Annotated in this window: 26 protein-coding genes; 15 read left to right on the forward strand and 11 right to left on the reverse strand. The window is 32.6% G+C overall.

Annotation, left to right across the window (positions count from 1 at the left end; translation table 11 throughout):
• Nucleotides 1-120: 120 nt before the first annotated feature.
• Nucleotides 121-825: a peptidylprolyl isomerase gene (locus tag TD29_RS07145; RefSeq protein ID WP_040279803.1), complete on the reverse strand. Its 705-nt coding sequence runs from the start codon at nt 823-825 to the stop codon at nt 121-123.
• 6 nt (nt 826-831) lie between these two features.
• Here TD29_RS07145 and TD29_RS07150 point away from each other — a divergent pair, with 6 nt between their 5' ends.
• On the forward strand, nt 832-1,473 hold the full coding sequence (locus tag TD29_RS07150) for an NUDIX hydrolase (RefSeq protein WP_040279804.1): 642 nt from the start codon (nt 832-834) through the stop codon (nt 1,471-1,473).
• 50 nt (nt 1,474-1,523) lie between these two features.
• Complete coding sequence (locus tag TD29_RS07155) at nt 1,524-2,324, forward strand: lysophospholipid acyltransferase family protein (protein ID WP_040279805.1); 801 nt, start codon at nt 1,524-1,526, stop codon at nt 2,322-2,324.
• Between the two features lie 88 nt (nt 2,325-2,412).
• On the opposite strand, the gene TD29_RS18685 is transcribed toward TD29_RS07155, so the two are convergent.
• From TD29_RS18685 to TD29_RS07165, 4 genes are read right to left on the reverse strand one after another with little or no spacing between them, the layout of a single operon-like run.
• Nucleotides 2,413-2,574 carry a hypothetical protein gene (locus tag TD29_RS18685; RefSeq protein WP_162835819.1) on the reverse strand — a complete coding sequence of 54 codons (162 nt, stop codon included), beginning with the start codon at nt 2,572-2,574 and terminating at the stop codon, nt 2,413-2,415.
• 33 nt (nt 2,575-2,607) lie between these two features.
• A complete protein-coding gene (locus tag TD29_RS18490; RefSeq protein WP_161792605.1) occupies nt 2,608-2,760 on the reverse strand; it encodes a hypothetical protein in 153 nt (50 codons plus the stop codon).
• Between the two features lie 7 nt (nt 2,761-2,767).
• Nucleotides 2,768-3,409 (reverse strand): hypothetical protein, encoded by a 642-nt coding sequence (locus TD29_RS07160; RefSeq protein ID WP_040279806.1) that lies wholly within the window; start codon nt 3,407-3,409, stop codon nt 2,768-2,770.
• A 4-nt stretch (nt 3,410-3,413) separates the two neighbouring features.
• Nucleotides 3,414-3,908 (reverse strand): RNA polymerase sigma factor, encoded by a 495-nt coding sequence (locus TD29_RS07165; protein ID WP_040279807.1) that lies wholly within the window; start codon nt 3,906-3,908, stop codon nt 3,414-3,416.
• Between the two features lie 133 nt (nt 3,909-4,041).
• Here TD29_RS07165 and TD29_RS07170 point away from each other — a divergent pair, with 133 nt between their 5' ends.
• Nucleotides 4,042-5,313, forward strand: a complete 1,272-nt coding sequence (locus TD29_RS07170) for an NAD(P)/FAD-dependent oxidoreductase (RefSeq protein WP_040279808.1) — start codon at nt 4,042-4,044, stop codon at nt 5,311-5,313.
• Between the two features lie 37 nt (nt 5,314-5,350).
• Here TD29_RS07170 and TD29_RS07175 read toward each other — a convergent pair whose 3' ends face one another.
• Nucleotides 5,351-6,031: a lysoplasmalogenase gene (locus tag TD29_RS07175; protein WP_040279809.1), complete on the reverse strand. Its 681-nt coding sequence runs from the start codon at nt 6,029-6,031 to the stop codon at nt 5,351-5,353.
• A gap of 179 nt (nt 6,032-6,210) precedes the next feature.
• On the opposite strand from TD29_RS07175, the gene TD29_RS07180 reads away from it, so the two are divergent.
• Nucleotides 6,211-8,364 carry a TonB-dependent receptor gene (locus TD29_RS07180; protein WP_040279810.1) on the forward strand — a complete coding sequence of 718 codons (2,154 nt, stop codon included), beginning with the start codon at nt 6,211-6,213 and terminating at the stop codon, nt 8,362-8,364.
• Between the two features lie 133 nt (nt 8,365-8,497).
• Here TD29_RS07180 and TD29_RS07190 read toward each other — a convergent pair whose 3' ends face one another.
• The 4 genes from TD29_RS07190 to TD29_RS07205 all read right to left on the reverse strand — a co-directional run bounded on the left by TD29_RS07190 (nt 8,498) and on the right by TD29_RS07205 (nt 11,842).
• Complete coding sequence (locus TD29_RS07190) at nt 8,498-8,989, reverse strand: hypothetical protein (protein ID WP_052467015.1); 492 nt, start codon at nt 8,987-8,989, stop codon at nt 8,498-8,500.
• Between the two features lie 22 nt (nt 8,990-9,011).
• Entirely contained in the window at nt 9,012-9,527 is a 516-nt protein-coding gene (locus TD29_RS07195) for a hypothetical protein (protein ID WP_040279812.1), read from the reverse strand.
• 143 nt (nt 9,528-9,670) lie between these two features.
• Nucleotides 9,671-10,786, reverse strand: coding sequence for a polysaccharide lyase family 7 protein (locus TD29_RS07200; RefSeq protein ID WP_040279813.1), 1,116 nt, complete (start codon nt 10,784-10,786; stop codon nt 9,671-9,673).
• A 189-nt stretch (nt 10,787-10,975) separates the two neighbouring features.
• On the reverse strand, nt 10,976-11,842 hold the full coding sequence (locus TD29_RS07205; protein WP_040279814.1) for an RluA family pseudouridine synthase: 867 nt from the start codon (nt 11,840-11,842) through the stop codon (nt 10,976-10,978).
• Nucleotides 11,843-12,038: 196 nt separating this feature from the next.
• Between TD29_RS07205 and TD29_RS07210 the strand changes: the two genes are divergently transcribed.
• Complete coding sequence (locus tag TD29_RS07210; RefSeq protein ID WP_040279815.1) at nt 12,039-12,410, forward strand: hypothetical protein; 372 nt, start codon at nt 12,039-12,041, stop codon at nt 12,408-12,410.
• Between the two features lie 195 nt (nt 12,411-12,605).
• Here the strand turns inward: TD29_RS07210 and TD29_RS07215 are convergent, their stop codons facing one another.
• Nucleotides 12,606-13,280 (reverse strand): YceI family protein, encoded by a 675-nt coding sequence (locus TD29_RS07215; protein WP_040279816.1) that lies wholly within the window; start codon nt 13,278-13,280, stop codon nt 12,606-12,608.
• Nucleotides 13,281-13,436: 156 nt separating this feature from the next.
• Between TD29_RS07215 and TD29_RS07220 the strand changes: the two genes are divergently transcribed.
• The 10 genes from TD29_RS07220 to TD29_RS07265 all read left to right on the forward strand — a co-directional run bounded on the left by TD29_RS07220 (nt 13,437) and on the right by TD29_RS07265 (nt 23,655).
• Nucleotides 13,437-13,982 carry a nucleotide exchange factor GrpE gene (locus TD29_RS07220; protein WP_040279817.1) on the forward strand — a complete coding sequence of 182 codons (546 nt, stop codon included), beginning with the start codon at nt 13,437-13,439 and terminating at the stop codon, nt 13,980-13,982.
• Between the two features lie 69 nt (nt 13,983-14,051).
• A complete protein-coding gene (dnaJ, locus tag TD29_RS07225) occupies nt 14,052-15,170 on the forward strand; it encodes a molecular chaperone DnaJ (RefSeq protein ID WP_040279818.1) in 1,119 nt (372 codons plus the stop codon).
• Between the two features lie 435 nt (nt 15,171-15,605).
• Complete coding sequence (locus tag TD29_RS07230) at nt 15,606-16,532, forward strand: ABC transporter ATP-binding protein (protein WP_040279819.1); 927 nt, start codon at nt 15,606-15,608, stop codon at nt 16,530-16,532.
• A gap of 1 nt (nt 16,533) precedes the next feature.
• Nucleotides 16,534-17,847: an ABC transporter permease gene (locus TD29_RS07235; protein ID WP_040279820.1), complete on the forward strand. Its 1,314-nt coding sequence runs from the start codon at nt 16,534-16,536 to the stop codon at nt 17,845-17,847.
• A 2-nt stretch (nt 17,848-17,849) separates the two neighbouring features.
• A complete protein-coding gene (locus TD29_RS07240; protein WP_040279821.1) occupies nt 17,850-18,731 on the forward strand; it encodes a mechanosensitive ion channel family protein in 882 nt (293 codons plus the stop codon).
• 74 nt (nt 18,732-18,805) lie between these two features.
• Complete coding sequence (locus TD29_RS07245; RefSeq protein WP_241485254.1) at nt 18,806-19,642, forward strand: DUF6268 family outer membrane beta-barrel protein; 837 nt, start codon at nt 18,806-18,808, stop codon at nt 19,640-19,642.
• A gap of 2 nt (nt 19,643-19,644) precedes the next feature.
• Complete coding sequence (locus TD29_RS07250; protein WP_040279823.1) at nt 19,645-20,808, forward strand: sigma-54-dependent transcriptional regulator; 1,164 nt, start codon at nt 19,645-19,647, stop codon at nt 20,806-20,808.
• 7 nt (nt 20,809-20,815) lie between these two features.
• Nucleotides 20,816-21,694, forward strand: coding sequence for a PPK2 family polyphosphate kinase (locus TD29_RS07255; RefSeq protein ID WP_040279824.1), 879 nt, complete (start codon nt 20,816-20,818; stop codon nt 21,692-21,694).
• 78 nt (nt 21,695-21,772) lie between these two features.
• Complete coding sequence (locus TD29_RS07260) at nt 21,773-23,176, forward strand: M20/M25/M40 family metallo-hydrolase (protein ID WP_040279825.1); 1,404 nt, start codon at nt 21,773-21,775, stop codon at nt 23,174-23,176.
• A 131-nt stretch (nt 23,177-23,307) separates the two neighbouring features.
• A complete protein-coding gene (locus TD29_RS07265) occupies nt 23,308-23,655 on the forward strand; it encodes a type II secretion system protein GspG (protein WP_040279826.1) in 348 nt (115 codons plus the stop codon).
• Nucleotides 23,656-23,657: the final 2 nt, after the last annotated feature.

Raw genomic sequence — 23,657 nt, forward strand, 5'->3', positions numbered from 1 at the left:
TATAGTTGTTAGATTAATGGTTTATGATTTTGTGTATTGTCAGTTTTGATTCTCCTGCTTTTTTCAAGGAGGAGTGAATTTCATCCTAGAAAAAGGATGAAAGAAGAGGTGGTTTAAACGCTAATCCAAAATCTCAACGCGACGTATATAGACGTTTTTTAAGGGCCAATCTGCATCATCGGTTTCGACGTTTGCAATTTTATCTGCCACATCTAGTCCGCTGGTTACTTTTCCGAAGATGGTATAATCACCATCCAGTTCATGCACGTCTTTTAACATGATAAAAAACTCATAAGGAGAAGCGAGTTTATGAGGGTTTTCAATATCACTACTAGGCATAGAAATGACACCTCTATCATGATGAAACCCACGTTTGGTATCTGTAGGAAGTAGATATTTACCAATAAAACGACGTTTTTTCATCACTTCACGATTATCTGTGCTGCCACCTTGGATGATATAATTTTCTATCACTCTATAAAATTGTGTATCATTGAAGTAGCCTTTTTTTGCTAGGTAAATAAAGTTAGAACGGTGGAATTTTGTCTCGTCAAAAAGCAGGATGTCTATATTGCCAAAATCGGTGACGATACGCACTTTGTTTTCTTTATGTTTTTTATCGTATTGCAGAAAAAACTCCATAGCATTTTCATCGGTTAATAAAAACTCTTGGTTGTCTTTAGAAATGGAATCTGTTTTTTTTATGTCAACGTCTTGTTTGATAAGTGTAGAATCTACAGCTTGAGTAGGCGATTTCTTTTTGGATTGTTTATCTTCACAATTAAAAATTACTAGGCATAATACTATCATTATAAAAAACCGCATAAGAAAATGAATTTTGAAACGTTCATGAAATCTGCTTCAAAAATAAAAAATCTAAATCTTCCAGGAGAAGATTCTCAATTTAAGATGTCACCTCCTTTTCGAGAATCACTTATAGAAGAAAATAAAGCTAAGATGAAACAAGCTAAACAAGCTGGTGTTATGGCTTTGTTTTATCCTAATGATATAGGTGAGACGAGTTTAATTTTAATTTTAAGAAAAACCTATAAAGGGGTTCATTCGGCTCAAGTTGGTTTTCCTGGAGGTCGATTTGAAAAAGATGATCCCGATATGGAATATACGGCTTTGAGAGAAACCTTTGAAGAAGTTGGTGTGCCTATTAAAGATGTAGATGTTTTAAAACCAATGACAAAATTATATATTCCGCCTAGCAATTTTACGGTGTCTCCTTTCTTCGGAATTACAAAAGCAACGCCAAAATTTGTAAAGCAAGACGCAGAAGTGGAAGACCTTATTGAAGTGTCTTTATCTCATTTTTTGGATGATACAAATGAAGTAGAAGTAGGTGTAATGACATCAATGGAAGTAGAATTAGAAGTGCCAGCATTTTCACTTAATGGTCACATTGTTTGGGGAGCAACAGCTATGATGCTTAGCGAACTAAAAGACTTGTTAAAATTGGTATTATAAGATATTGTTTTTTGTAAGTTTGTTTTTCGCTTAATAATTAGAAAAAATTAATGGGATTATTTAAAAGAAACCCTTTTGGGCATATACTTTTTGTAAAAAAATGGTTGATTAGAATTTTAGGTGCACTAACGCATCGACGATTTAGAGGCTTTAATGAGCTTCAAATTGAGGGTTCTGAAATTATTAAAAACTTACCAGATAACAATGTACTGTTTATTTCTAATCATCAAACGTACTTTGCAGATGTGATCTCGATGTTTCATGTATTTAATGCAAGTTTAAGTAATCGTGAAGATTCAATAAAAAACATAGGTTATCTCTGGAACCCAAAACTCAATATCTACTATGTTGCGGCAAAAGAGACCATGAAATCTGGATTATTGCCTAAAATTTTAGCGTACGTAGGTTCTATTAGTATTGAAAGAACATGGCGATCTCAAGGTAAGGATATTAATCGTCAGGTTAAAATGAGTGATATTTCTAGTATTGGTAAAGCATTAGACGATGGTTGGGTTATCACATTTCCGCAGGGAACTACAACACCTTTTAAACCTATTAGAAAAGGAACAGCTCATATTATAAAACGATACAAACCTATTGTGGTGCCTATTGTTATTGATGGTTTTAGACGTTCGTTTGATAAAAAAGGATTACGCGTAAAAAAGAAAAATGTGTATCAATCTTTTGAAATTAAACAGCCACTAGAGATTGATTATGAAAATGAATCTGTGAGTTCTATCGTTGAAAAAATTGAATACGCTATTGAGCAGCATCCTTCATTTTTAAAGGTCATTCCTCAAGCAGAGTTAGAGGAAATGGAACGATTGAATAGAGAGCTACGTGATTGGTAATTTAGTGAGCAGACTTCAGTTAAGATGCAAAACTAATGTCGAATTACGTTGATTAATATTAAACTTAAGTTTTTCTTAAAGCTTGTAATTAATCTTTAGACTTTTTTTTAGAAAGAGAATTTCCTATACCTGCTCCTAAGGCAACTCCAACGCCAATCCATAACGCTATATTATTCGTTAAAAGTCCAATAACAGTACCAAAACTGATGCCTAAAGCTATGCCTTTAGTTAATTTGTTATCTTTATTCATGTCTAATAATAGGTGTCTAATTGTTATTAAAATCTAATCGTTATGATTTGTTTTTGTAGCATCTTTAGAAGATTCTGTTTTACCGAGAGCATCCAACACAAACTTATACTTTGCACCAAGAAAAGACGATTTTTTTGAGACTTGGTTTCCAACAAATTTTAAGTTTCCAAGACCTATTGCACTCACTCCAAATTTACACTTCTAACTTTTTAAGTTCCTTATAATTTCTATTAAGCCTCTTAAGTAGAATTCCATATATGAGACGATAGAACACCCAAATGATGAGGATAAACAGTGCTGTGAAAATTATCATAACTAAGGTCGCAATAAACATTTGTTTATCAGAGAATTTTTCAAATTGTTGGGAAATTTCTGGGTTGTTATAAACTGAGTGGTATAGGCCAAAGGACATCGATAAAAAAGCTACAACTAAATTGTAAATCACATAATATTTTATAACTTTTCTAGTCTTTAAAATACCTTCCATGAGTTTTTTGGCGTTGTCTGTTACAGAAATAGACTTATGAGCCTTATAGAGCAAATAGACAAATACTAAAATTATAGCGTGACTAAACAAGGTAATGGCTAAAAACACATTATTATTACCACCATACATAGATGTTAATTCGGCACGATAAGCTTCCGATGCAAAATAAGGATAACTGTTAAGTATGATCCAGAATACCAGTTCTGCGACACTTATGTAGAACAGCGTTTTTACAATAGACGATGATTTTTTTTGCATCATCGGGTAGATAGCTTCGCTTGATATATGTTGATTTTCTTGATTGGCATTTGTTTGCCAATCTTTTTTCAATAATTCTAATTCATCCATAATATCACGGATTTAGTATTGTTTTTAATTTTTTCTTCACCCTATTCATTTTCACACGAGCATTAACTTCACTAATACCAAGGGTTTCACTAATTTCATTATATTTTTTATCTTCTAAGTACAAAAAGACTAAGGCCTTTTCAATATCATTTAGTTGATATACTGCTTGATATAATAATTTGAGTTGTTGTTCTTCTGTATCATCATATTCTACTGATTTGATTTTAAAAGAAACTTTTTCAAATTCTTGTGTTTTGATGGTACGTTTAGACTTTCGATATAATGTAATAGCGGTATTTAAACCAACACGATACATCCATGTGCTAAACTTTGCATCTCCTCGAAATTTTGGATATGCCTTCCATAATTGTATGGTTATCTCTTGAAACAAATCATTGTGAGCATCTTGATTATTGGTATATAATCTACATACTTTGTGCACAATATTTTGATGCTTCTCAAGTAATTCTACAAAATTATTTTCGAGTTCTTTATTCAATTGTCATTAGTTAGTTACCTATATGTAGTATAAATAATAAAATTGTTACACGTGTTTAAACAATAATTTAAAAATAAGATTTTCAAAGGCATAAATCGTATCTTTATAGTCCACAATTAAAGTGCGTTTTTAAATGAATATTCCTCAGTCTAAGTTTCCAAGAGTTGTAATAATAGGCGGTGGTTTTGCAGGTGTTAATTTAGTAAAATCATTAGCTAATAAAGAATTGCAGGTTGTTTTAATTGATAAGCATAACTATCATACGTTTCAGCCATTATTGTATCAAGTGTCTAGTTCTGGTTTAGAGCCAGACTCAATAGCTTATCCGTTAAGAAAAATTATAAAAACTCATAAAAATTCATTTTTTAGATTCGCTGAAGTTGAACATATTAATGCTGAGACTAATGTAATTACCACAAGTATTGGAGCACTTGATTTTGATTATTTAGTAGTCGCTACAGGAACAAAAACTAATTATTTTGGTAATACAGCTATTCAAGCGCATAGTATGCCAATGAAAAGTATTCCGCAAGCACTTAATATTAGAAGCTTGATATTGCAAAACTTTGAAAAAGCAGCTATAGCTAATTCTGAAAAAGATAGACAAGCCTATTTAAATTTTGTGATAGTTGGAGGAGGACCAACAGGAGTTGAGTTAGCAGGAGCAATTGCCGAACTTAAAAATAATATTCTCCCAAAAGATTATCATGATTTAGATGCTAGCGATATGCAAATTCATTTATTGGAAGGAGCAGAACGCTTATTGCCACCTATGAGTGAGCACGCTTCAAAGAAATCTGAGCAATTTCTTAAAAACTTAGGTGTTCAAGTCCATACGAATGTTATTGTGAAAAATTACGATGGTAAATTAGTCACCACAAATTCAAATTTAAAGCTCATGACCCAAACGTTAATTTGGGCTGCAGGTGTCACAGGTGCTCCAATACCTGGTCTTAAGGCCGAATCTTTGATTGAAAGAGCAAATCGTTATAAGGTTAATCGGTATAATCAAATTGAAGGCTACGATAATATATTTGCCTTAGGTGATATTGCTTCTATGAGCACAGATAATTATCCAAAAGGACATCCGCAAGTTGCGCAACCTGCAATTCAGCAAGGTAAACTTCTTGGTAAAAACCTTTTACGACTCATTAATAAACATGATCTAAAGCCGTTTGTATATAATGACAAAGGCTCTATGGCAACTATTGGTCGCAATAAAGCTGTAGTAGATTTAAAACACTTTAAGTTTGGCGGATTTTTTGCTTGGTTTGTTTGGATGTTTATTCATTTAATGTCGCTTGTAGGTTTTAGAAACCGAGTTATTGTCTTTTTTAATTGGACCTATAACTACATTAATTTTGATAAAGCGGCACGTTTAATTATTAGACCTTTTAACAAGTAATCGTTAACTTGGGTTGAGTGTCTGGATTCAAGTAGTTTTAGTGAGAGGCTTGGTCTAATTTTAATAGGCCAATAATTATTAAATATTGCGCAAGTGCATAGGTGAGCATAATATTAATATTGGAATAGGCTAATGGCTCATAAAACTTATTTAATGCCAAAATACTATCAGATATCATAAAGAATAAAGCGCCTAAAAACACTAAGATATAACTTCGCTTTGAAACATTTCCTTTTCTCATAAAAGCTGCAGTAGACATGCTCAAAATAACTAACATGTATATCACAACAGGTATTAACATGTCATGTAATCCATCTTTTAAGAAATAAAATAATCCTGAAGCAAAAAGCATTAAAAACGTAATAAAACCAAACGGTTTAGCTGCTTTATTTCTTTGTTTTAAAAATGCAATCACATACATAATGTGTGCCACCAAAAAAGCAATTAGACCTAATAAAAAATAGTTTGGTGACACATCAACAAACATAAGAAAGACATCACCAGCTAACGAAAATACAAGCGCTAAAATAATGATTAAACGTAACGGTTTATGGAGTGCGTTACTTTTCAGAATAAAGAAAATGAGTAAAGAAATGAGTATCGCTGGTTTAAAAATATAATGTAAAGCGCTTAGGGTTTCTAAAGAGCCTGTTAGTAATTCTAAACAAACGATGATACCGTAAATACTGCTAAATTTTTTTTCTGAAGTTGTAAGCATACACAAAAGAGTTTCTCAAAAATATGCAATTCGGTAATGATATTTGACAATTGAGTAATTGTTAATTTATAAAATGCTATAACTGTTGCATTTTTGACCTATCAATCTTTGTTGAGATACCTGAATGAATTCAGTACATGGTATTTCAGTAAAAAAACGAACAGTTAAAATCATCAAGCATGAGTAAATTAATCACAATTATTGCCATCTTCATCTCATCAATGAGCTTTGCGCAAACCACTATTACTGGAACAATAACCGACGCCAAGAATCAACCCGTTTTTGGTGCTAATGTGTTTTTAGATGGCACTTATGATGGAGCAACATCTAATGAAAATGGGAAATTCACTTTTACAACTGAGGAAACTGGAACTCAAACTTTAAAAATATCCTTTCTGTCTTATGAAACCAAAACCATCACAGCTGACGTGTCCAAATTAAAAGATTTAAAAATTCTCTTACGTGAAGATATGGAGTCGTTAGATGCTGTAGTCATTTCTGCAGGAACATTTGAAGCCAGTGACAATTCTAAAGTTTCGGTATTAAAACCCTTAGATGTTGTAACTACAGCAAGTGCTTTGGGTGATTTTGTTGGCGCCTTACAAACCTTACCAGGAACATCTACCGTATCTGAAGACGGAAGGCTTTTTGTGAGAGGAGGAGATGCTAATGAAACGCAAATTTTTATTGATGGTATTCGGGTATTTACACCGTATTCTCCTTCACCAAACAATGTACCTACACGTGGTCGTTATTCGCCATTTTTATTTGATGGGATCACTTTTTCTACAGGAGGTTACTCGGCCGAATATGGTAATGCACTCTCAAGTGTTTTACTTCTAAATACTATTGATGAACCAGATCAAGAGAAAACCGAGATTGGGATCATGTCTGTTGGAGGTGCTTTAGGTCGTACCGAAAAATGGGAAAAAACCTCATTAAGTGTCAATGCTTCATACATTAATTTAGCACCTTATACCGCATTATTTCCAGATCGTAATACTTGGGATAAACCGTATGAAGGCGCTCAAGGTGAAGCCGTTTTTCGTCAAAAACTTAATTCAGGTATGCTTAAATTTTATGCAGCTTTTGATGCATCTAGTTTTGATATTACTCAACAAGATATTAATAGTCAAGAAGGTGTGCGATTTAAACTTAATAATAGAAATTTTTATGCAAATACATCATATCAAGGTGTTTTGGGTAATGGTTGGTCCATGAACACTGGATTGAGTTATACTATTGCAAAAACAGATGTGTCGGTAATAGATAACGATGTTGCAGATGATGAACATTCTACTCACATTAAATTGAAACTTAAAAAACGATTTAATAGTAGGTTTAAGCTCTATTTTGGAGCTGAACATTTTAAAACTAAGTTTGATGAACGTTATGCTTCGGAAATCGTCTCGCCTGTAAATTATGGCTTTACCAGTGATAATTCGTCACTGTTTGTTGAGTCTGATATTATTTTTAGTAAAACATTAGCAGCAAAAATAGGAGTAAGGGCAGATAACTATGAATTGTCAAATGAATTTAAAGTTGCACCAAGAGCTTCACTAGCTTATAAAACATCAAAAAACGGACAATTATCTCTTGCCTTTGGTAGTTTTTATCAAAATGCAAATAGCAATGCTTTAAAATTTGATCAAGATATAAAGTCTCAAAGTACAAATCACTACATCATGAATTATCAATTTGTAAATGATGGTCGCTTATTTCGTGCAGAATTGTACAGAAAAAACTATGATAACTTGGTTAAATATGATACCAATTTTGAGAGTTTTGATAGCACTTTTGAGAATTCGGGTTCAGGTTATGCTCAAGGTTTAGATATATTTTGGAGAGATAATAAGAGCATTAAAAATGTAGATTATTGGTTGAGTTATTCTTACTTAGATACAGAGCGTGATTATCAAAATTATCCAACGCAAGCGCAACCAAGTTTTGCAAATACGCACAACTTTTCTGCTGTAGCGAAATATTGGATAGATGATTGGAAAAGTCAAGTAGGTTTTAGTTATACCTTTGCTTCAGGGAGACCATATACAAACCCAAATACAGATGCTTTTTTAGGAGAAATGACTAAAAGTTATAATAGTGTAAGTTTAAATTGGGCCTATCTCATTTCGCCTCAAAAAATACTATATCTCTCTGTGAATAATGCTTTAGGATTTAAAAATATCAATGGCTATCAATATGCCAACACTCCAGATGTTAATGGTAATTTTGCAAGTCGCTCGTTAAGACCAGCAGCAGATCAGTTTTTCTTTGTTGGTTTCTTTTGGACAATTAGTGAGGATGGTAGTGATAATCAATTGGATAATTTATAGAACAAGTGTCGTGGTAGCTCAATTTGGAGGTTGTTTTAAAATTTCCGAAGAACAAAAGGTGATTTTACACTGTACGACAATTAAAATGGGATATTTAATTTTTAAAACTGAATTTAAAAGTTTGAGGTTAATATTACTCAATAACTAACCTCACTCTTGTTTGTCCGTCTTTGTCTAGAAATTCTTGATTAAACACTTTTTTGCCTATAATCTCTTTGGCTTTTTTTAAGTCTTCTAGTTGACCACTAAGTTCGAGTATATAGGTGTTTGTGTTTGGTTTGTTTTCTGACTTTTGGGCATCAGACACATAAATTACATATTTATCTAAAATATCTTCTAAAGGATATTGGTTATTGCTATCGTTAGATTCTAATTCATAAGAAATCGTCATACTACATGTAGTATCTTCTGTATTTTTTAAGTCTCGATAAATACCGTTTTCTATAAATTCATACCGTTCAGAGTCTTTATATGCCTTATTTTTTTTCAATGTGATGTTTTTCATAACATTGTACTCAAGTTTAAGGTTGTGTTTAGAAGAAGCCTCAACCTTCTTTTTGTTAGATTGTCCAAATAGTTGGCTAAAAACTCCTAAGATTAAAACAAATGTAATTGTTGATTTCATTGTAATTTGAGTTAAGGTGGTTTTATACTACTAAGTCAATTAACCCTTTATGGAAATTAACAATTGATTCTGCGCTTTCTGTTTTGCTTTTATATTTTAAAGAAAATTGGCTTTGAATTAAACAAATGTCATCATGTTGTTTACTATGCGTATTAAGATCAAAAGCTGTGTTGTGTATTAAATCATTTAATTTAAGTTTGATTATTAAATGTTCAATATTTTGTTTTAAATCATTATCAGAGCACTTTACATGCCAACGTTGTTTTTTTAATAAAATATATTTGCTGAGATGATCTATTGTATTTATTTTAAATTCAGGTATGTTGTTAGTATTTAAGGATTTAAGTTTGCAAACTGCAGTATCCGAATTTCCAAAATCATATACTATAGTCATTTTAAAACCTCTATATTCGAGTTTTAACTGGTATTTAGCTATATGTACAAATGAGCCAGCTTCACCATTAACTTTGTAGCTTTTCTCTACAAGCACACCATTGTTATTTTCGCAAATTCGCTGTAATTCGGTTTTCAGATTCATAAATAGTAGGTGGTTTTTCTTCTTGCACCTAGTTAAATAGTTCGTTATAGCGAGAGGAAATATTTAACCTATTGATCAATATAGATTGGTAAGTTCAATTGTACCATCAATGCATGTTTATTTATTAAAGGCAAGGCATACTTTTAATCGTTTTTTGTGAAATACCCTTCGTTAGAGACAGCGTTATCACTTACCGTTATGCTAGCGGTTTTAAACCATACTTCGGCATAATTACCATCTGCATATTGTTTTTTTAGATCACCATCATGGGTTTCTGCACCAGAACACCAGTTTTTGTTTACCTCTGGTGATTTTCCGTTAGTTTGATTGTAACACCCAAGTTTAAAAAAGCAGCCTTCTCCTGCATAAGCATTTTCGCGTTCAACACCATCTTGACCAATTGGTACAAATAATTTTTGCGTTTGTTCAGGTATATCTGCAGAGGTTGTGTATTCAGATTTAAGTAAATTTTTGGTAAATGTTTTAGTGTCATGACCTTTACTAGTAAATTTTAAACTCATGATACCATCTTTAACAACAATTTCATAGCTAAATTCTTCACCTAATGCGATGCCATCTTTTGGTTCTTCAGGATATGAACTAACATCTGTACCAACAACAGAAAAATCATTACCCCAAACTGCAGAAGAAAAATCCCATCGTCCCGAATTATCATCACCTAAAGTGTTAATCTCATAATGCCAAAAAACCGAGCCTTTTTCATGACCAGGAAATTTTTTATAGAATATTTTTAGCGGTTCATTCTCATGTTTATCTGCACTATGAATTTGACCAACAACAACAGAGTATGAGGCAGCCACTCTCGCATCACCTGTAGAAGATACATTCATCACTTTTAAAGAAGCTGTTAATTTGTCATTGGCGGTTGCTGGGTACCATTTTTTTATTTGCGCTAGCTCTGTTCTTGTATTGTTTGATGTGCCATGAGTATCTCCACCATTAGGCGATTTAAACACAACCCAGTCGTTAGCAGCTTCATTAACCGTATAAAAGTAATCTTTGTTCTCAAAATTAGTGGCAATACCTGCGTTTGATCCATCACCTAAAATTAATTTCCAATCCTCAAAAAATGGTATCACATCACTTGCAAATTTAGAAGCTTTGGTCTCAGTGTCCTCAGTGCTATTTGTAGGCGTCGTGCTAGTTGTGTTATTTGGTGTGTCTTTACAATTATTAAGTAATAAACATGCACTAAAAATTAATGATAAGGATACCGTTGTGATGATTTTTTTATTCATTTCTTAATGTTTTAAATTGAATATTAAATAGGCTTGTTGATGTGTTTTTTTATTCTGAAATATTAAAACGCAATCCGTATTGCTGCTGTTTCATAGTTAAACGAAGTTCGACTATTTTTATGAGAATATCAAGTTTGCCAATTTACACGATGAAATTACGGTCAAGTCTTTGTAAAGTGTGCTTAATAGTTAATCTATAGGTTTGAAAATTTTAAGGAAACGTTTTGGTAGTTCGTCCTTTAAAAACATCACGTCCTTAGTAAATGGATGCGTAAACAATAAAGCGTAAGCATGTAAATACAAGCCTTTACCATTTAAAATGAGAGGTTTAACGCCATAATCTTTATCTCCTAAAATAGGGTGCTCAATCTGTGAAAGGTGTTTGCGTAATTGGTGTCGTCGTCCAGTTTGAGGCTCTAAACGTACTAAATTAAGTGTTTCAAACCGTTTTGAAACTACCGATTGACACACTTTGTAATACGTTTGAGAGGGTTTATCATCAATGTTAAATGTAATATGACCTTTAGGTTTCATGTTGCCAATAGTAACCGCATAATAAGTTTTCTTTATAGCTTTATCTTCAAACAATTTGTTTAACGCACGAATACTACTTTGTGTTTTTCCTACCAATAAAATACCAGTAGTAGGAAAATCCAATCGGTGAACAGGCTGAGGTTTTGTAGCATCTGGAAGCGTACTTTTTTTAATACTTCTAACCAAAGCATTAGCAATGGTTTTAAAACTATTACCACTCACTAAAACGCCTGCAGGTTTATGAATAACTGCTAAGTAATCGTCCTCAAATAAGACATTAAGTTTAAGTATAAATTGTTTATTATGAGTGTTTTCTTCGGAAATAGTAATTCGAATACATTCTCCACCTTTAATATAAGTAGCAGTCGTAGCAACAACACCATTAACAGTAATGTATTGTTTTTTTAAAGCTTTCTTTAAAGCAGATTTGGTGATGGTAGCATCAAAAATTCCAACGCCATATTCTTGTAAACGAATAGGACTACTTTGCTGCGGAACGATATGGGTTTTAGTTATGTTAATACCTAATGCTTTATGAGTTGTACAAAAAACGAAGTTCGACTATTATCATGAAAATGTATAAGTAAGATATAAAAACTAATAGATTTGATGCGCTTTTTTATAATTCATCAAATTTAACAGTTTCCTTAAGTTATCATAATGTTTCTTTTTTAATTTGTAACTACCTTTAAATCATAATTTTAAATCAATTTATATTATGAAAACAGTTTTTTTATTACCATTATTTCTATGTAGTGTTTTATTTGGAGCTATTGAGTTAAATCAAGCTAATCATTCGGATTCTCCAGTTGAGTATGATGTATGTATTCAATTGGTAGATTATCAAGGCAATCCTACATCTAGCAATGACATTTATGGTTACGCAGCCACAAATTTAGAAACAGGAGAGTTTGTGTATCCTTCTCGTTATTATGACAATTGTTTTTATGGCATGTTAGAAGGGTCTTACCGTTTTGATTCTTATCAAGGGTATTTTTGTGGTACATCTTCTCAAACGGTAACCTTATCTAGTGCATTAGAAAATGAAGATGGTGTTATTGTAATAAACTTAGTGCTTTGGTGCGAGTAAAATAATTATAAACTCAGTATTTTTAAGGTCGCAAAAGCGACCTTTCTTTAGTTTTAACGTTAAGTCGCGTCATGGCTTATACTCAGCATTATTTGGAGTTTTAAAATTTCCGAAGTCAACAAAAAAAAAGCACTCACGATGGTGAATGCTTTTTAAAATGGTGTAACAGTAAAGTTACGATAGTTAGCTGTTAGTCTATCCTTTTTTAGCTTTCACTAATATTTTTAATTCCATATCATCATTGATAAATTTGTCGCCAAGGTTATCAAACACAGATTTAGATCCATAATTAATTCCCCATTTTGTTCTATCAATTGTAAAGGCTTCACTCTCAATAGTCATCATGTCACCTTCATTAGAAATAGTCACTGGGAAAGATATATTATGCTTTTGACCTTTTATTGCTAAGTTACCAGAAAGTCTTGTTTTTCCAGCAGCTAAAGCTTCGGTTCCTGTGATTTCAAATGCAGCACTTGGGAATTTTTTTACATCAAAAAAGTCACCTTCTTTACCTTCTACAGTTCCCATTAAATGCGCTTCTAAATTTTCTTTACCATCACCAGCTTCAAGATCTGATACGCTAATAGATGTCATATCAATTAAAAACGTACCACTTTGTAATTTACCATCGTCAGTTTTAAAACTTCCACTTTCTAATTTAATAGTACCATCATGCGTTCCGGTTGGTTTGTAACCTTTCCAAGTAATTGTAGATTCTCCTACATTTGCTATATATTTTTGAGATGTGCTTTCGCTAACTGCTGCAGCCTCTGCTTCACTTGTATTAGCTTCATCTGCTTTATCTTTACAACTTGTAAAAGCAATGGCAATAGCTAAAATCATTGAAAATTTTAAAAATTTGGTTTTCATATTCCGTTTTTTAGTGTGTTAATCTTACAAAAATACGTATTGCTTGTAGCATCTGCAATTCCGAAGAAAATATTTTGATGACATTTTGACATTTTAATAATAATGGCAGTACTTTTGCCATCCTTAAATCAAAGATTTATTAAATAAGAATTTACAATGGGTAAAAAAGATAAAAATCAAACCATAGATGAACCACAAGTTCAAGAGGATATAAACGAAACGAATACTGAAACTCAAGTTGAAGAATTAACAGTAGAAGAGCAACTTAGAGAAGATTTAGCAAAAGAAAAAGACAAGTTTATGCGTCTTTTTGCTGAATTTGAAAACTATAAAAAACGTACAACAAAAGAGCGTATCGATTTATTTACAACCGCAAGTGAAGAGGTTATTGTTTCTTTGCTACCAGTTTTAGATGATTTTGAGCGAGCTTTAATGCATATTGAAGAGGATAAAGAAGCCGAAGAGTTAAGAAAAGGCGTGCTTTTAATCTACAATAAATTGGTATCTACTTTAGAGAAAAAAGGTTTAGCTAAAATTGAGGTAAGCCAAGGCGATGCATTTAATGCAGATGATCACGAAGCAATAACCCAAATTCCTGCACCAACAGACGATTTAAAAGGAAAAATTATTGATGTGATTGAAAAAGGTTACAAACTTGGTGAGAAAGTTATTCGTTTTCCTAAAGTTGTTATAGGACAATAAAAACATAAAATTAAAAATCGTTTTCCCTGTCTGCTAACAAGTGGCTTGAGAAATGGTTAATAAACAAGCATGGCAAAAAGAGATTATTACGAGATATTAGGGGTTACTAAAAGTGCAACTGCAACCGAAATAAAGAAAGCTTATCGTAAGATGGCAATTAAGTTTCATCCAGATAAAAATCCTGATGATGCAGACGCAGAAGCTAAATTTAAAGAGGCTGCCGAAGCTTATGAGGTATTAAGCGATGCCGACAAAAAAGCACGTTACGACCAATTTGGTCACCAAGCCTTTGATGGTGCAGGTGGATTTGGTGGTGGTGGAGGTGGTATGAATATGGATGACATATTCAGCCAGTTTGGCGATATTTTTGGAGGAGGAGGTTTCTCTGGCTTTGGAGGCGGATTTGGTGGAGGCCAAAGACGTGTGAAAGGAAGTAACCTAAGAATTAGAGTTGCTTTAACCTTAGAGGAAATTGCTAATGGTGTAGAGAAAAAAATAAAAGTAAAACGAAAAGTTCAAGCACCAGGAACAACTTACAAAACATGTGCAACTTGTAATGGGCAAGGTCAAGTAACTAGAGTGACTAACACTATTTTAGGCCGTATGCAAACAGCATCTGCTTGTCCTACTTGTGGTGGCTCAGGACAAAGTATTGATAAAAAGCCTTCTGATGCTGATGCACAAGGGTTAAAAGTGCAAGAAGAAACGGTCTCAGTAAAAATACCTGCAGGTGTTGTAGATTCTATGCAACTCAAAGTTACAGGCAAAGGTAATGAAGCGCCAGGAAATGGTATCTCAGGAGATTTATTAGTCGTCATTGAAGAAAAGGAACATGAGACCTTAAAACGAGAAGGTGATAATTTACATTACGATTTGTATGTGAGTTTACCAGATGCTGTTTTAGGAACATCAACTGAAATAGATACAGTTACAGGTAAAGTTAGAATTAAGGTAGATGCAGGTGTGCAATCTGGTAAGATTTTACGCTTACGTGGTAAAGGAATTCCGAGTATTAATGGCTACGGAAGTGGAGATTTATTAGTTCATGTGAATGTATGGACACCAAAAACATTAAACAAAGAGCAAAAAGCGTTTTTTGAAAGTATGAGAAACGATGAGCATTTTGATCCTAAGCCAGAAAGTACAGATAAATCGTTTTTTGAAAAAGTTAAAGATATGTTTTCATAAATCGATAATTAATTAACGATTTATGCTTTTTAGAGCCCATTTTTAACATAGGTTACGTTAATTGATTTAAGTTAATTTTGGTTGTATGTGGTTAGTTTTTAAGTAAAAAAGACGTAAATCATATTAAAAAGTATGTTTTTTTACCGATTGAAAAAAGTTTAAACCACTACTTTATAAAAAAACACTATATTTGATTTATCACTAATTTCGATTAGTGGTAATTTTTCTTTTTCATAGCAATTTTTTCCCATCCTTAATTTGTTTTAAGGGTGGGTTTTGTTTTTTTAGTATAAAAGTCACGGTTCATGATGATTATGGCTTTTCTTATTTTGAATTTAAATTGCCTTACAGTTAAAAATTTAAGCGAATAAGCATACAATACGTCATTAACATTTTTATCTTTACTGTTATTAAAAATCAACCTATTTTATTTATATGAATGACCTCTTAGTCGCCGATTCGGTATCTAAAAACTTTGGAGAATTTCGAGCACTTAATGATGTATCAATTTCAGTTCCTAAAGGAAGTATTTTTGGTTTATTAGGACCAAATGGAGCAGGGAAAACAACTCTAATTAGAATTATCAACCAAATTACGATGCCAGATAATGGCCGTGTTTTATTGGATGGTGAGGCCTTGCGACCAGAGCATATTAGAAATATTGGTTACTTGCCAGAAGAACGTGGCCTGTATAAATCGATGAAAGTTGGTGAACAAGCCTTGTATCTTGCACAACTCAAAGGTTTATCAAAAGCCGAAGCTAAACAGCGTTTAAAATACTGGTTTGAGAAACTAGAAATAGGTGATTGGTGGAACAAAAAAATCCAAGAACTGAGTAAAGGTCAAGCTCAAAAAATTCAATTTATCGTAACCGTTTTACACCAACCTAAGTTGTTAATTTTTGATGAGCCGTTCTCAGGTTTTGATCCTATTAATGCAAACCTCATTAAAGATGAAATCTTACAACTTAGAGATGAAGGAGCTACTGTGATTTTTTCAACACATCGCATGGAATCTGTTGAAGAACTGTGTGATCATATTGCTCTAATTCATAAATCTAATAAAGTTTTAGACGGAAAATTAACAGATATAAAACGCCAATATAAAACCAATACGTTTGAAGTTGGTTTGCAAACAGATCGTGTTGAGGAAGTCACTAAAATAATTAAAGACAAGTTTGAAGCATTTCCAGCAACCTTTAGAAATCTTAACGATGACGTAAAGCTAAATATTAAACTAAACACTAAAGATACTTCCAACGATTTATTATCCTTTCTTACATCAAATGCAGAAGTGAACCACTTTGTTGAAGTCGTGCCAAGTGCAAGTGATATATTTATTCAAACTGTAAAGAACAATTAAAATGAACCATTTACCACTCATAATAAAAAGAGAGTATATCACTAAAGTGAAAAACAAATCGTTCATCATAATGACGTTTGTAAGTCCGTTAATTATGGTTGCTTTATTTGCTGTAGTAGCCTATTTGTCGCAATTAAATAATGATAAAGAACGTACCATCGCAGTTTTAGATGAAACTGGAGTTTTAAGCAGTGTATTTGAAAATACAGAGCATACCACTTACACGATTTTGACTGATACTAATCTAAAAACAGCAAAAGAACTCACAAAAGCAAAAGAAGATTTTGGGTTGCTTTATATTGAAAAAAGTAATGACAGTACAATGATATTGTCCAATGTGCAATTTTTTTCCGATGAATCACCTTCCATTGGTATCATGTCTAGTTTAGAAGAAAAAATAGAAAAAATTGTTTCAGATACTAAACTCTTTAATGGAGGCGTAGATCCAGCTAAAATAGAAAGTTCTAAAACAAATATAACCATTGCTCAAGAAACATTTACAGGTGAAAAAACATCTAAAATCGATAGCTATTTGAAATTGGCATTTGGAGGTGTATCGGGTTACTTATTGTTTATGTTTATTATTATCTACGGAAATATGATTATGCGAAGTGTCATCGAAGAAAAAACAAGTAGAATCATTGAAATCATTATTTCCTCGGTTAAACCTATACAATTAATGATGGGTAAAATTGTTGGGACATCACTAGCTGGTATCACACAATTTGTAATTTGGGTTCTTTTAGGTAGTGTATTAATGTTAGTTGTATCTGCCATTCTTGGTGTGAGCTTAACTGATTTACAAACACCACAACAAGAAGCCATGAATGAGATGATGAAAAATCCTGATATTGCTTTTGAGTTTCAACGAGGCTTACAGTCGTTGTCTAATTTGCCAATTGTTAATCTTGTGATCGCATTTTTATTCTTTTTTATAGGAGGCTTTTTATTATACAGTTCATTATACGCAGCTGTTGGAGCAGCAGTAGATAACGAAACGGATACACAGCAATTTATGATGCCAATTTTAATGCCATTAATTTTGGCTGTATATGTTGGTATATTCACCGTTATTGAAGATCCTCATGGCACAGTATCAACAGTGTTTTCATTTATACCGTTTACCTCTCCAGTTGTCATGTTAATGCGTATCCCTTTTGGTGTACCTATTTGGCAACAAATTTTATCATTCGCAATATTGATATGCACATTTGCGTTTACAGTGTGGTTTGCAGCTAAAATTTATAGAGTAGGTATTTTAATGTATGGTAAAAAACCAAGTTATAAAGAGCTTTATAAATGGATTAAATACTAAACATGGTCCAGGATTTATCAAAATTAGAAGAAACAATTACAGAGAGTTCCGCTTGGGGAAATATTAAAAATTTTTTAAGTCAACATATTGATATTGGTAATGATATCAGTATTTCAATCTTAGATGTTCTCATAGTTGTAACTGTTATTTTCATTACCACTCTAGTTCTAAGGCTCGTTCTAAAACTTATAACAAGAAATTTACCGCCAGATGATAAAGGTAAATTTAATGTTGTTTTTGGTTATTTTAGATGGTTAGTATATTTAGTGATTTTATTAATCACTTTACATACTGTAGGTGTTAATGTAACAGCGGTTTTTGCAGCTTCTGCAGCATTAATGATTGGTATAGGTTTAGCTCTGCAAACTTTATTTCAAGATATTATCTCAGGGATTTTTATATTGATAGATCAATCTGTTCATGTTGGAGATATTATTGAAATTGACGGTAAAGTAGGTCGCGTTGAAGAAATAAAATTAAGAACAACAAGAGCAGTGACTATAGATAATAAAGTATTAGTAATTCCTAATCATTTATATTTAGAAAACAGTTTATACAATTGGACGCAAAACGGAACTACGACAAGAGAAAGTGTCGAGGTAGGTGTAGCATATGGTAGTGATGTTCAGTTGGTAAAAAAATTGTTATTACAGGCAGCAAGTACAAATCCAAACGTTATCAGTACTCCCGAGCCAACCGTTGTATTTACAAATTTTGGAGATAGTTCATTAGATTTCAAATTAGTATTTACACTAGCAGACAGCTTTAAAGCGCAATTTCCTAAAAGTGATATACGTTTTGAAATTGATAAATTATTTAGAGAGCATAATGTGTCGATACCATTTCCGCAGAGAGACATACATATTATTCAAAAACCAAATTAAAACCTTTAAAAATAGTACTTAAATTTATGAATATTAAACTTGTTAAATGTTATTGGATTGTATTACTGTGTATTATGTCACAATTAGCTAATGCACAGTTAACAGATTTGGCACGATTAGAATATTCGTTCATACCTAAAAGTAACTCAGAAGACCAATATACACGAATAAGAGCTTTAGTAAATTATCCCATAGAAACATCAGAAGACTGTTATTTTATAATTGGAGCTGAATACAATCGTGTCTTATTAAATTTAGAGGACAATTATCCTTTTAATACGTCCCTTTTTGAGACAATAAATATTATTGACTTAAACATTGCTTATACGTTTAAAACTAGTAAGAAATGGCGCCTAGGATTTAAATTTAATCCTAGAATAGCGTCAACATTAACATCCAAACTCACCTCAGACGATTTTTTTCTAAATGGAGGTGTTTACACTATTAATGATAGAACTAAAGATTCAACAGCAAAACGTCCGTATCGACTCATTTTGGGACTTACATATAATGCGACTACAGGAGTTCCTTTTCCGTTGCCTTTTGTGAGTTATTATAGACGTGTTAATGAAAAATGGTCTTTTTCTGCAGGTGTTCCAAAATCTAATCTAAAGTATTTTCTTAATGAAAAAAATATGCTACAAACTTTTGTAGGTCTCGATGGTTATTTTGCACACATACAGCAACCTCAAGAAATCAATGGAAAAAACGTTGAAAATATTTCTTTATCTGTAGCGGTTGGCGGACTTGGTTATGAATATTGCTTCACTAAACATTTAGTTGCCTACTTGTATACAGGTTATACATTTAGATTAAATAATGTTATACGTGACGATAATAGAGATGAAGTTTTTAAATTAGACGATGTAAATGCATTTTATTTAAGAACAGGTATAAAATTTAAAATATAGAAATGGCGAAGATTTTAGTAATTGAAGATGAAGCAGCAATTAGAAGAGTATTGGTTAAAATACTTTCTGAAGAAAATGACGAATATCAAGTAGATCAAGCAGAAGATGGCCTTGTAGGGATAGAAAAAATTAAAAAAGACGATTTTGATTTAGTCTTGTGTGATATTAAAATGCCAAAAATGGATGGTGTTGAAGTATTAGAAGCTGTGAAAAAAATTAAACCAGAAATACCTATGGTGATGATATCTGGACATGGTGATTTAGATACAGCCGTAAATACAATGCGTTTGGGAGCTTTTGATTATATTTCTAAACCACCTGATTTAAATAGATTACTTAATACTGTTAGAATTGCATTAGATACCAAGGTTTTAGTTGTGGAGAATAAAATGCTCAAAAAGAAAGTGAGCAAAAAATATGAGATGATAGGTGAGAGTGATGCCATTTCTCATATTAAAGATATGATTGAAAAAGTTGCGGCTACAGATGCTCGAGTTTTAATTACAGGTCCTAATGGTACAGGTAAAGAGCTTGTTGCACATTGGTTACATCAAAAAAGTGATCGCTCTAAAGGACCATTAATTGAGGTTAATTGTGCTGCAATTCCTGCCGAACTTATAGAAAGTGAATTGTTTGGTCACGTTAAAGGTGCGTTTACAAGTGCTGTAAAAGACAGAGCAGGTAAGTTTGAAGCCGCAAATGGAGGTACAATTTTTTTAGATGAAATTGGAGATATGAGCCTTTCGGCTCAAGCGAAAGTGCTGAGAGCGTTGCAGGAAAGTCGTATTCAACGTGTAGGTAATGATAAAGATATAAAAGTAGATGTTCGGGTTGTTGCAGCAACTAATAAGAATTTAAAAACCGAAATTGCTGAAGGCCGATTTAGAGAAGATTTATACCACAGACTTGCCGTTATATTGATCAAAGTTCCTGCTTTGAATGATAGACGAGATGATATTCCATTGTTGATTAATCATTTTGCAACTAAAATTTCCGAAGAACAAGGTACAGCTAAAAAAGAATTTTCTAATAAGGCTATAAAACTGCTTCAAGAGTATGATTGGACAGGAAATATTCGTGAATTACGCAATGTTATTGAGCGATTAATTATCTTAGGAGAGAAGGAAGTAAGTGAGAATGATGTAAAATTATTTGCATCAAAATAATAAGCGTATGAAAACCGTCAATAGCCAACAATTTAAAGTTTCAAAAGACTTTAATATAAAAAAAGCAGCTACATCCTTTGATTTAGATGCGAGTAAAAAAGATATAGAAAACGAACTAGAAGACGTTTGCAAGGATTTGGCGAAAATTCAAAATACGATGTATGCTCATGGCAAATATGCCGTTCTTATTTGTATTCAAGGTATGGACACTGCTGGAAAAGACAGCATGATTCGTGAAGTGTTTAAAGAGCTAAATGCTAGAGGTGTTGTAGTGCATAGTTTTAAAGTACCTACGGAAATAGAGCTCAAACACGATTATTTATGGCGTCATTATATTGCGTTACCTGCGCGTGGAAAATTTGGTGTATTTAATAGAACACATTATGAAAATGTACTAGTAACTCGCGTACATCCTGATTATATCATGGGTGAAAATTTACCAAATATCAACGGTGTTGATGATATAGATGAGGCATTTTGGGATAAGCGCTTTGATCAAATCAATGCATTTGAAAAGCATATTGCAGATAATGGCACCATTATTTTTAAATTCTTTTTACACCTTTCAAAAGATGAACAAAGAGATAGGTTACTAAGACGTTTGCATAAAGCTGAAAAAAATTGGAAATTTTCTCCAGGTGATCTAGAAGAGCGCGAATTATGGGATCAATATCAAGATTGTTATGAAGATGCCTTAAATCGCACGTCTAAAGATCATGCACCATGGTTTGCAATTCCAGCCGATGATAAACCAACAGCTAGATATATTGTAGCCAAAATTTTGTATGATACACTAAATCAATACAAGGATATTGTAGAACCAGAATTAGATGATAAAGTAAAAGCTAATCTCAATGCGTATATAAAACAATTAGAAAGCGAATAATTTATTTTTTAAGTTTTCTTTGTAATTCGTAATTATTTAAAATAGTATCTTTAAGCTTCATTGAAAAAAAAATCTCGCATGAAGCACTTACTTATTGTTGTATTTCTATTTTCAACAGTTCAATTTTCGGCACAAACAGATGCCGAACATCTAAAAACCATCTATTCCAATTCTTTAACTAATGGTATGAGTTACCAATGGTTAGACCACTTGTCTAATCAAATTGGCGGCCGACTTTCTGGCTCCTTAAATGCCGAAAAAGCAGTACAATACACAAAACAAGAGTTAGAAAAATTAGGTCTAGATAAAGTGTGGTTACAACCTGTTATGGTGCCACGTTGGGTAAGAGGAGCTCCAGAATTCGCTTATTTTGAAACCTCACCTGGAGTTACTACAAATGTCAATATTTGTGCGCTTGGTGGTTCTATTGCAACTCCAAATGGAGGTGTAAAGGCTAAAATTATTGAAGTTGGTAGTTATACTGAACTCGAAGCTTTAGGCGAAGAAAACATCAAGGGTAAAATTGTATTTATTAATAGACCAATGCAAGCAGATGTAATTCAAACTTTTGAAGCTTATGGAGGTTGCTCTGTAGAACGTTATGCTGGCGCAAAGGAAGCTGCAAAGTATGGTGCTGTTGGTACAATTGTGAGATCGTTAAGTTTGAGATTAGATGATTATCCACACACAGGAAGTATGAGTTATGGCGAGTTACCAAACAATAAACGTATTCCTTCTGCGGCAATTAGTACTAATGATGCCGAATTGTTAAGTGGCATGATTGCACTAAATAAAAACCTTAATTTCTTTTTTAAATTAAACTGTAAACAACTTGCCGATGTCCAATCTTATAATGTAATTGGAGAAATAACAGGAAGCGAATTCCCAAATGAAATTATTGTCGTTGGTGGGCACTTAGACTCTTGGGATTTAGGTGATGGCTCTCATGATGATGGAGCAGGAGTTGTGCAATCTATGGATGTGTTACGCTTATTAAAAGAAAGTGGTATTAAACCAAAACGAACGATTAGAACCGTACTTTTTATGAATGAAGAAAATGGTTTGCGTGGCGGAAAAAAATATGCTGAGGTTGCCAAATCAAAACATGAAAAACACGTTTTCGCTTTAGAAAGTGATTCGGGAGGATTCACACCTCGTGGTTTTAGTTTTCAATGTAGTGAAGCCATGCTCGCAAAAATACAGAGTTGGAGATCATTATTTAAACCGTATTTAATTCACTTTTTTGAGATGGGTTACAGTGGTGCAGATATTAGTCCGTTAAAAGATGACAATATCGTACTTGCTGGATTACGTCCAGATTCACAACGCTATTTTGATCATCATCATGCTGCAAACGATACGTTTGAACATGTTAATAAACGAGAATTAGAACTAGGAGCAGCCTCTATGACAGCCTTAATATATTTGATGGATACCTATGGAACCGATACCATCACTAATGATGTAGAATTGAGAGATTAACACTAATTTTTTATGATTTGTTTACTGAATTATTAGCTAATTTATTAGAACTGTATCTAGATATCAAGTTCTGGTTTAAAAAGCGAAAACGACGAAAATTTGAGAAGGAACATAACCTTCCAAAAAAAACTATGTGGTATCCTTCACAACAGTTAACTGTCGTTTATTTGGTGGTTATGTTGATTTCGGTAACGATTGTAATGGTATTTGTATTTCCAAATTCGCAAAAGAGAAAAACGGAAAAACAACTCTCTAAAATTGTGTTATTATTAGAAAAAGAAAAGAAAGATATTGGAGAATATCCCACCAAATTAAGAACGATCATTAGAAATAATCCTTTGCTTAAAGAGGTGACATTAGATGATTGGAACAACGAGTTTTATTATAAATTATCTGAGGATGGTTTGAGTTATGATTTGTTTTCCTTCGGAAAAGATAAAACACCAAATACCGATGACGACATTAGACTAAAGAACTAAAC

Origin of the sequence: Psychroserpens damuponensis (genome assembly GCF_000826655.1) — a bacterium.
Lineage (GTDB): Bacteria > Bacteroidota > Bacteroidia > Flavobacteriales > Flavobacteriaceae > Psychroserpens > Psychroserpens damuponensis.

Coding starts and splice junctions, on each gene's coding strand:
- TD29_RS07145 (WP_040279803.1), bottom strand. CDS start 825: ATGCGGTTTTTTATAATGATAGTATTATGCCTAGTAATTTTTAATTGT.
- TD29_RS07150 (WP_040279804.1), top strand. CDS start 832: ATGAATTTTGAAACGTTCATGAAATCTGCTTCAAAAATAAAAAATCTA.
- TD29_RS07155 (WP_040279805.1), top strand. CDS start 1,524: ATGGGATTATTTAAAAGAAACCCTTTTGGGCATATACTTTTTGTAAAA.
- TD29_RS18685 (WP_162835819.1), bottom strand. CDS start 2,574: ATGAATAAAGATAACAAATTAACTAAAGGCATAGCTTTAGGCATCAGT.
- TD29_RS07160 (WP_040279806.1), bottom strand. CDS start 3,409: ATGGATGAATTAGAATTATTGAAAAAAGATTGGCAAACAAATGCCAAT.
- TD29_RS07170 (WP_040279808.1), top strand. CDS start 4,042: ATGAATATTCCTCAGTCTAAGTTTCCAAGAGTTGTAATAATAGGCGGT.
- TD29_RS07175 (WP_040279809.1), bottom strand. CDS start 6,031: ATGCTTACAACTTCAGAAAAAAAATTTAGCAGTATTTACGGTATCATC.
- TD29_RS07180 (WP_040279810.1), top strand. CDS start 6,211: ATGAGTAAATTAATCACAATTATTGCCATCTTCATCTCATCAATGAGC.
- TD29_RS07190 (WP_052467015.1), bottom strand. CDS start 8,989: ATGAAATCAACAATTACATTTGTTTTAATCTTAGGAGTTTTTAGCCAA.
- TD29_RS07195 (WP_040279812.1), bottom strand. CDS start 9,527: ATGAATCTGAAAACCGAATTACAGCGAATTTGCGAAAATAACAATGGT.
- TD29_RS07200 (WP_040279813.1), bottom strand. CDS start 10,786: ATGAATAAAAAAATCATCACAACGGTATCCTTATCATTAATTTTTAGT.
- TD29_RS07210 (WP_040279815.1), top strand. CDS start 12,039: ATGAAAACAGTTTTTTTATTACCATTATTTCTATGTAGTGTTTTATTT.
- TD29_RS07215 (WP_040279816.1), bottom strand. CDS start 13,280: ATGAAAACCAAATTTTTAAAATTTTCAATGATTTTAGCTATTGCCATT.
- TD29_RS07220 (WP_040279817.1), top strand. CDS start 13,437: ATGGGTAAAAAAGATAAAAATCAAACCATAGATGAACCACAAGTTCAA.
- dnaJ (WP_040279818.1), top strand. CDS start 14,052: ATGGCAAAAAGAGATTATTACGAGATATTAGGGGTTACTAAAAGTGCA.
- TD29_RS07230 (WP_040279819.1), top strand. CDS start 15,606: ATGAATGACCTCTTAGTCGCCGATTCGGTATCTAAAAACTTTGGAGAA.
- TD29_RS07235 (WP_040279820.1), top strand. CDS start 16,534: ATGAACCATTTACCACTCATAATAAAAAGAGAGTATATCACTAAAGTG.
- TD29_RS07240 (WP_040279821.1), top strand. CDS start 17,850: ATGGTCCAGGATTTATCAAAATTAGAAGAAACAATTACAGAGAGTTCC.
- TD29_RS07245 (WP_241485254.1), top strand. CDS start 18,806: ATGTCACAATTAGCTAATGCACAGTTAACAGATTTGGCACGATTAGAA.
- TD29_RS07250 (WP_040279823.1), top strand. CDS start 19,645: ATGGCGAAGATTTTAGTAATTGAAGATGAAGCAGCAATTAGAAGAGTA.
- TD29_RS07255 (WP_040279824.1), top strand. CDS start 20,816: ATGAAAACCGTCAATAGCCAACAATTTAAAGTTTCAAAAGACTTTAAT.
- TD29_RS07260 (WP_040279825.1), top strand. CDS start 21,773: ATGAAGCACTTACTTATTGTTGTATTTCTATTTTCAACAGTTCAATTT.
- TD29_RS07265 (WP_040279826.1), top strand. CDS start 23,308: ATGTGGTATCCTTCACAACAGTTAACTGTCGTTTATTTGGTGGTTATG.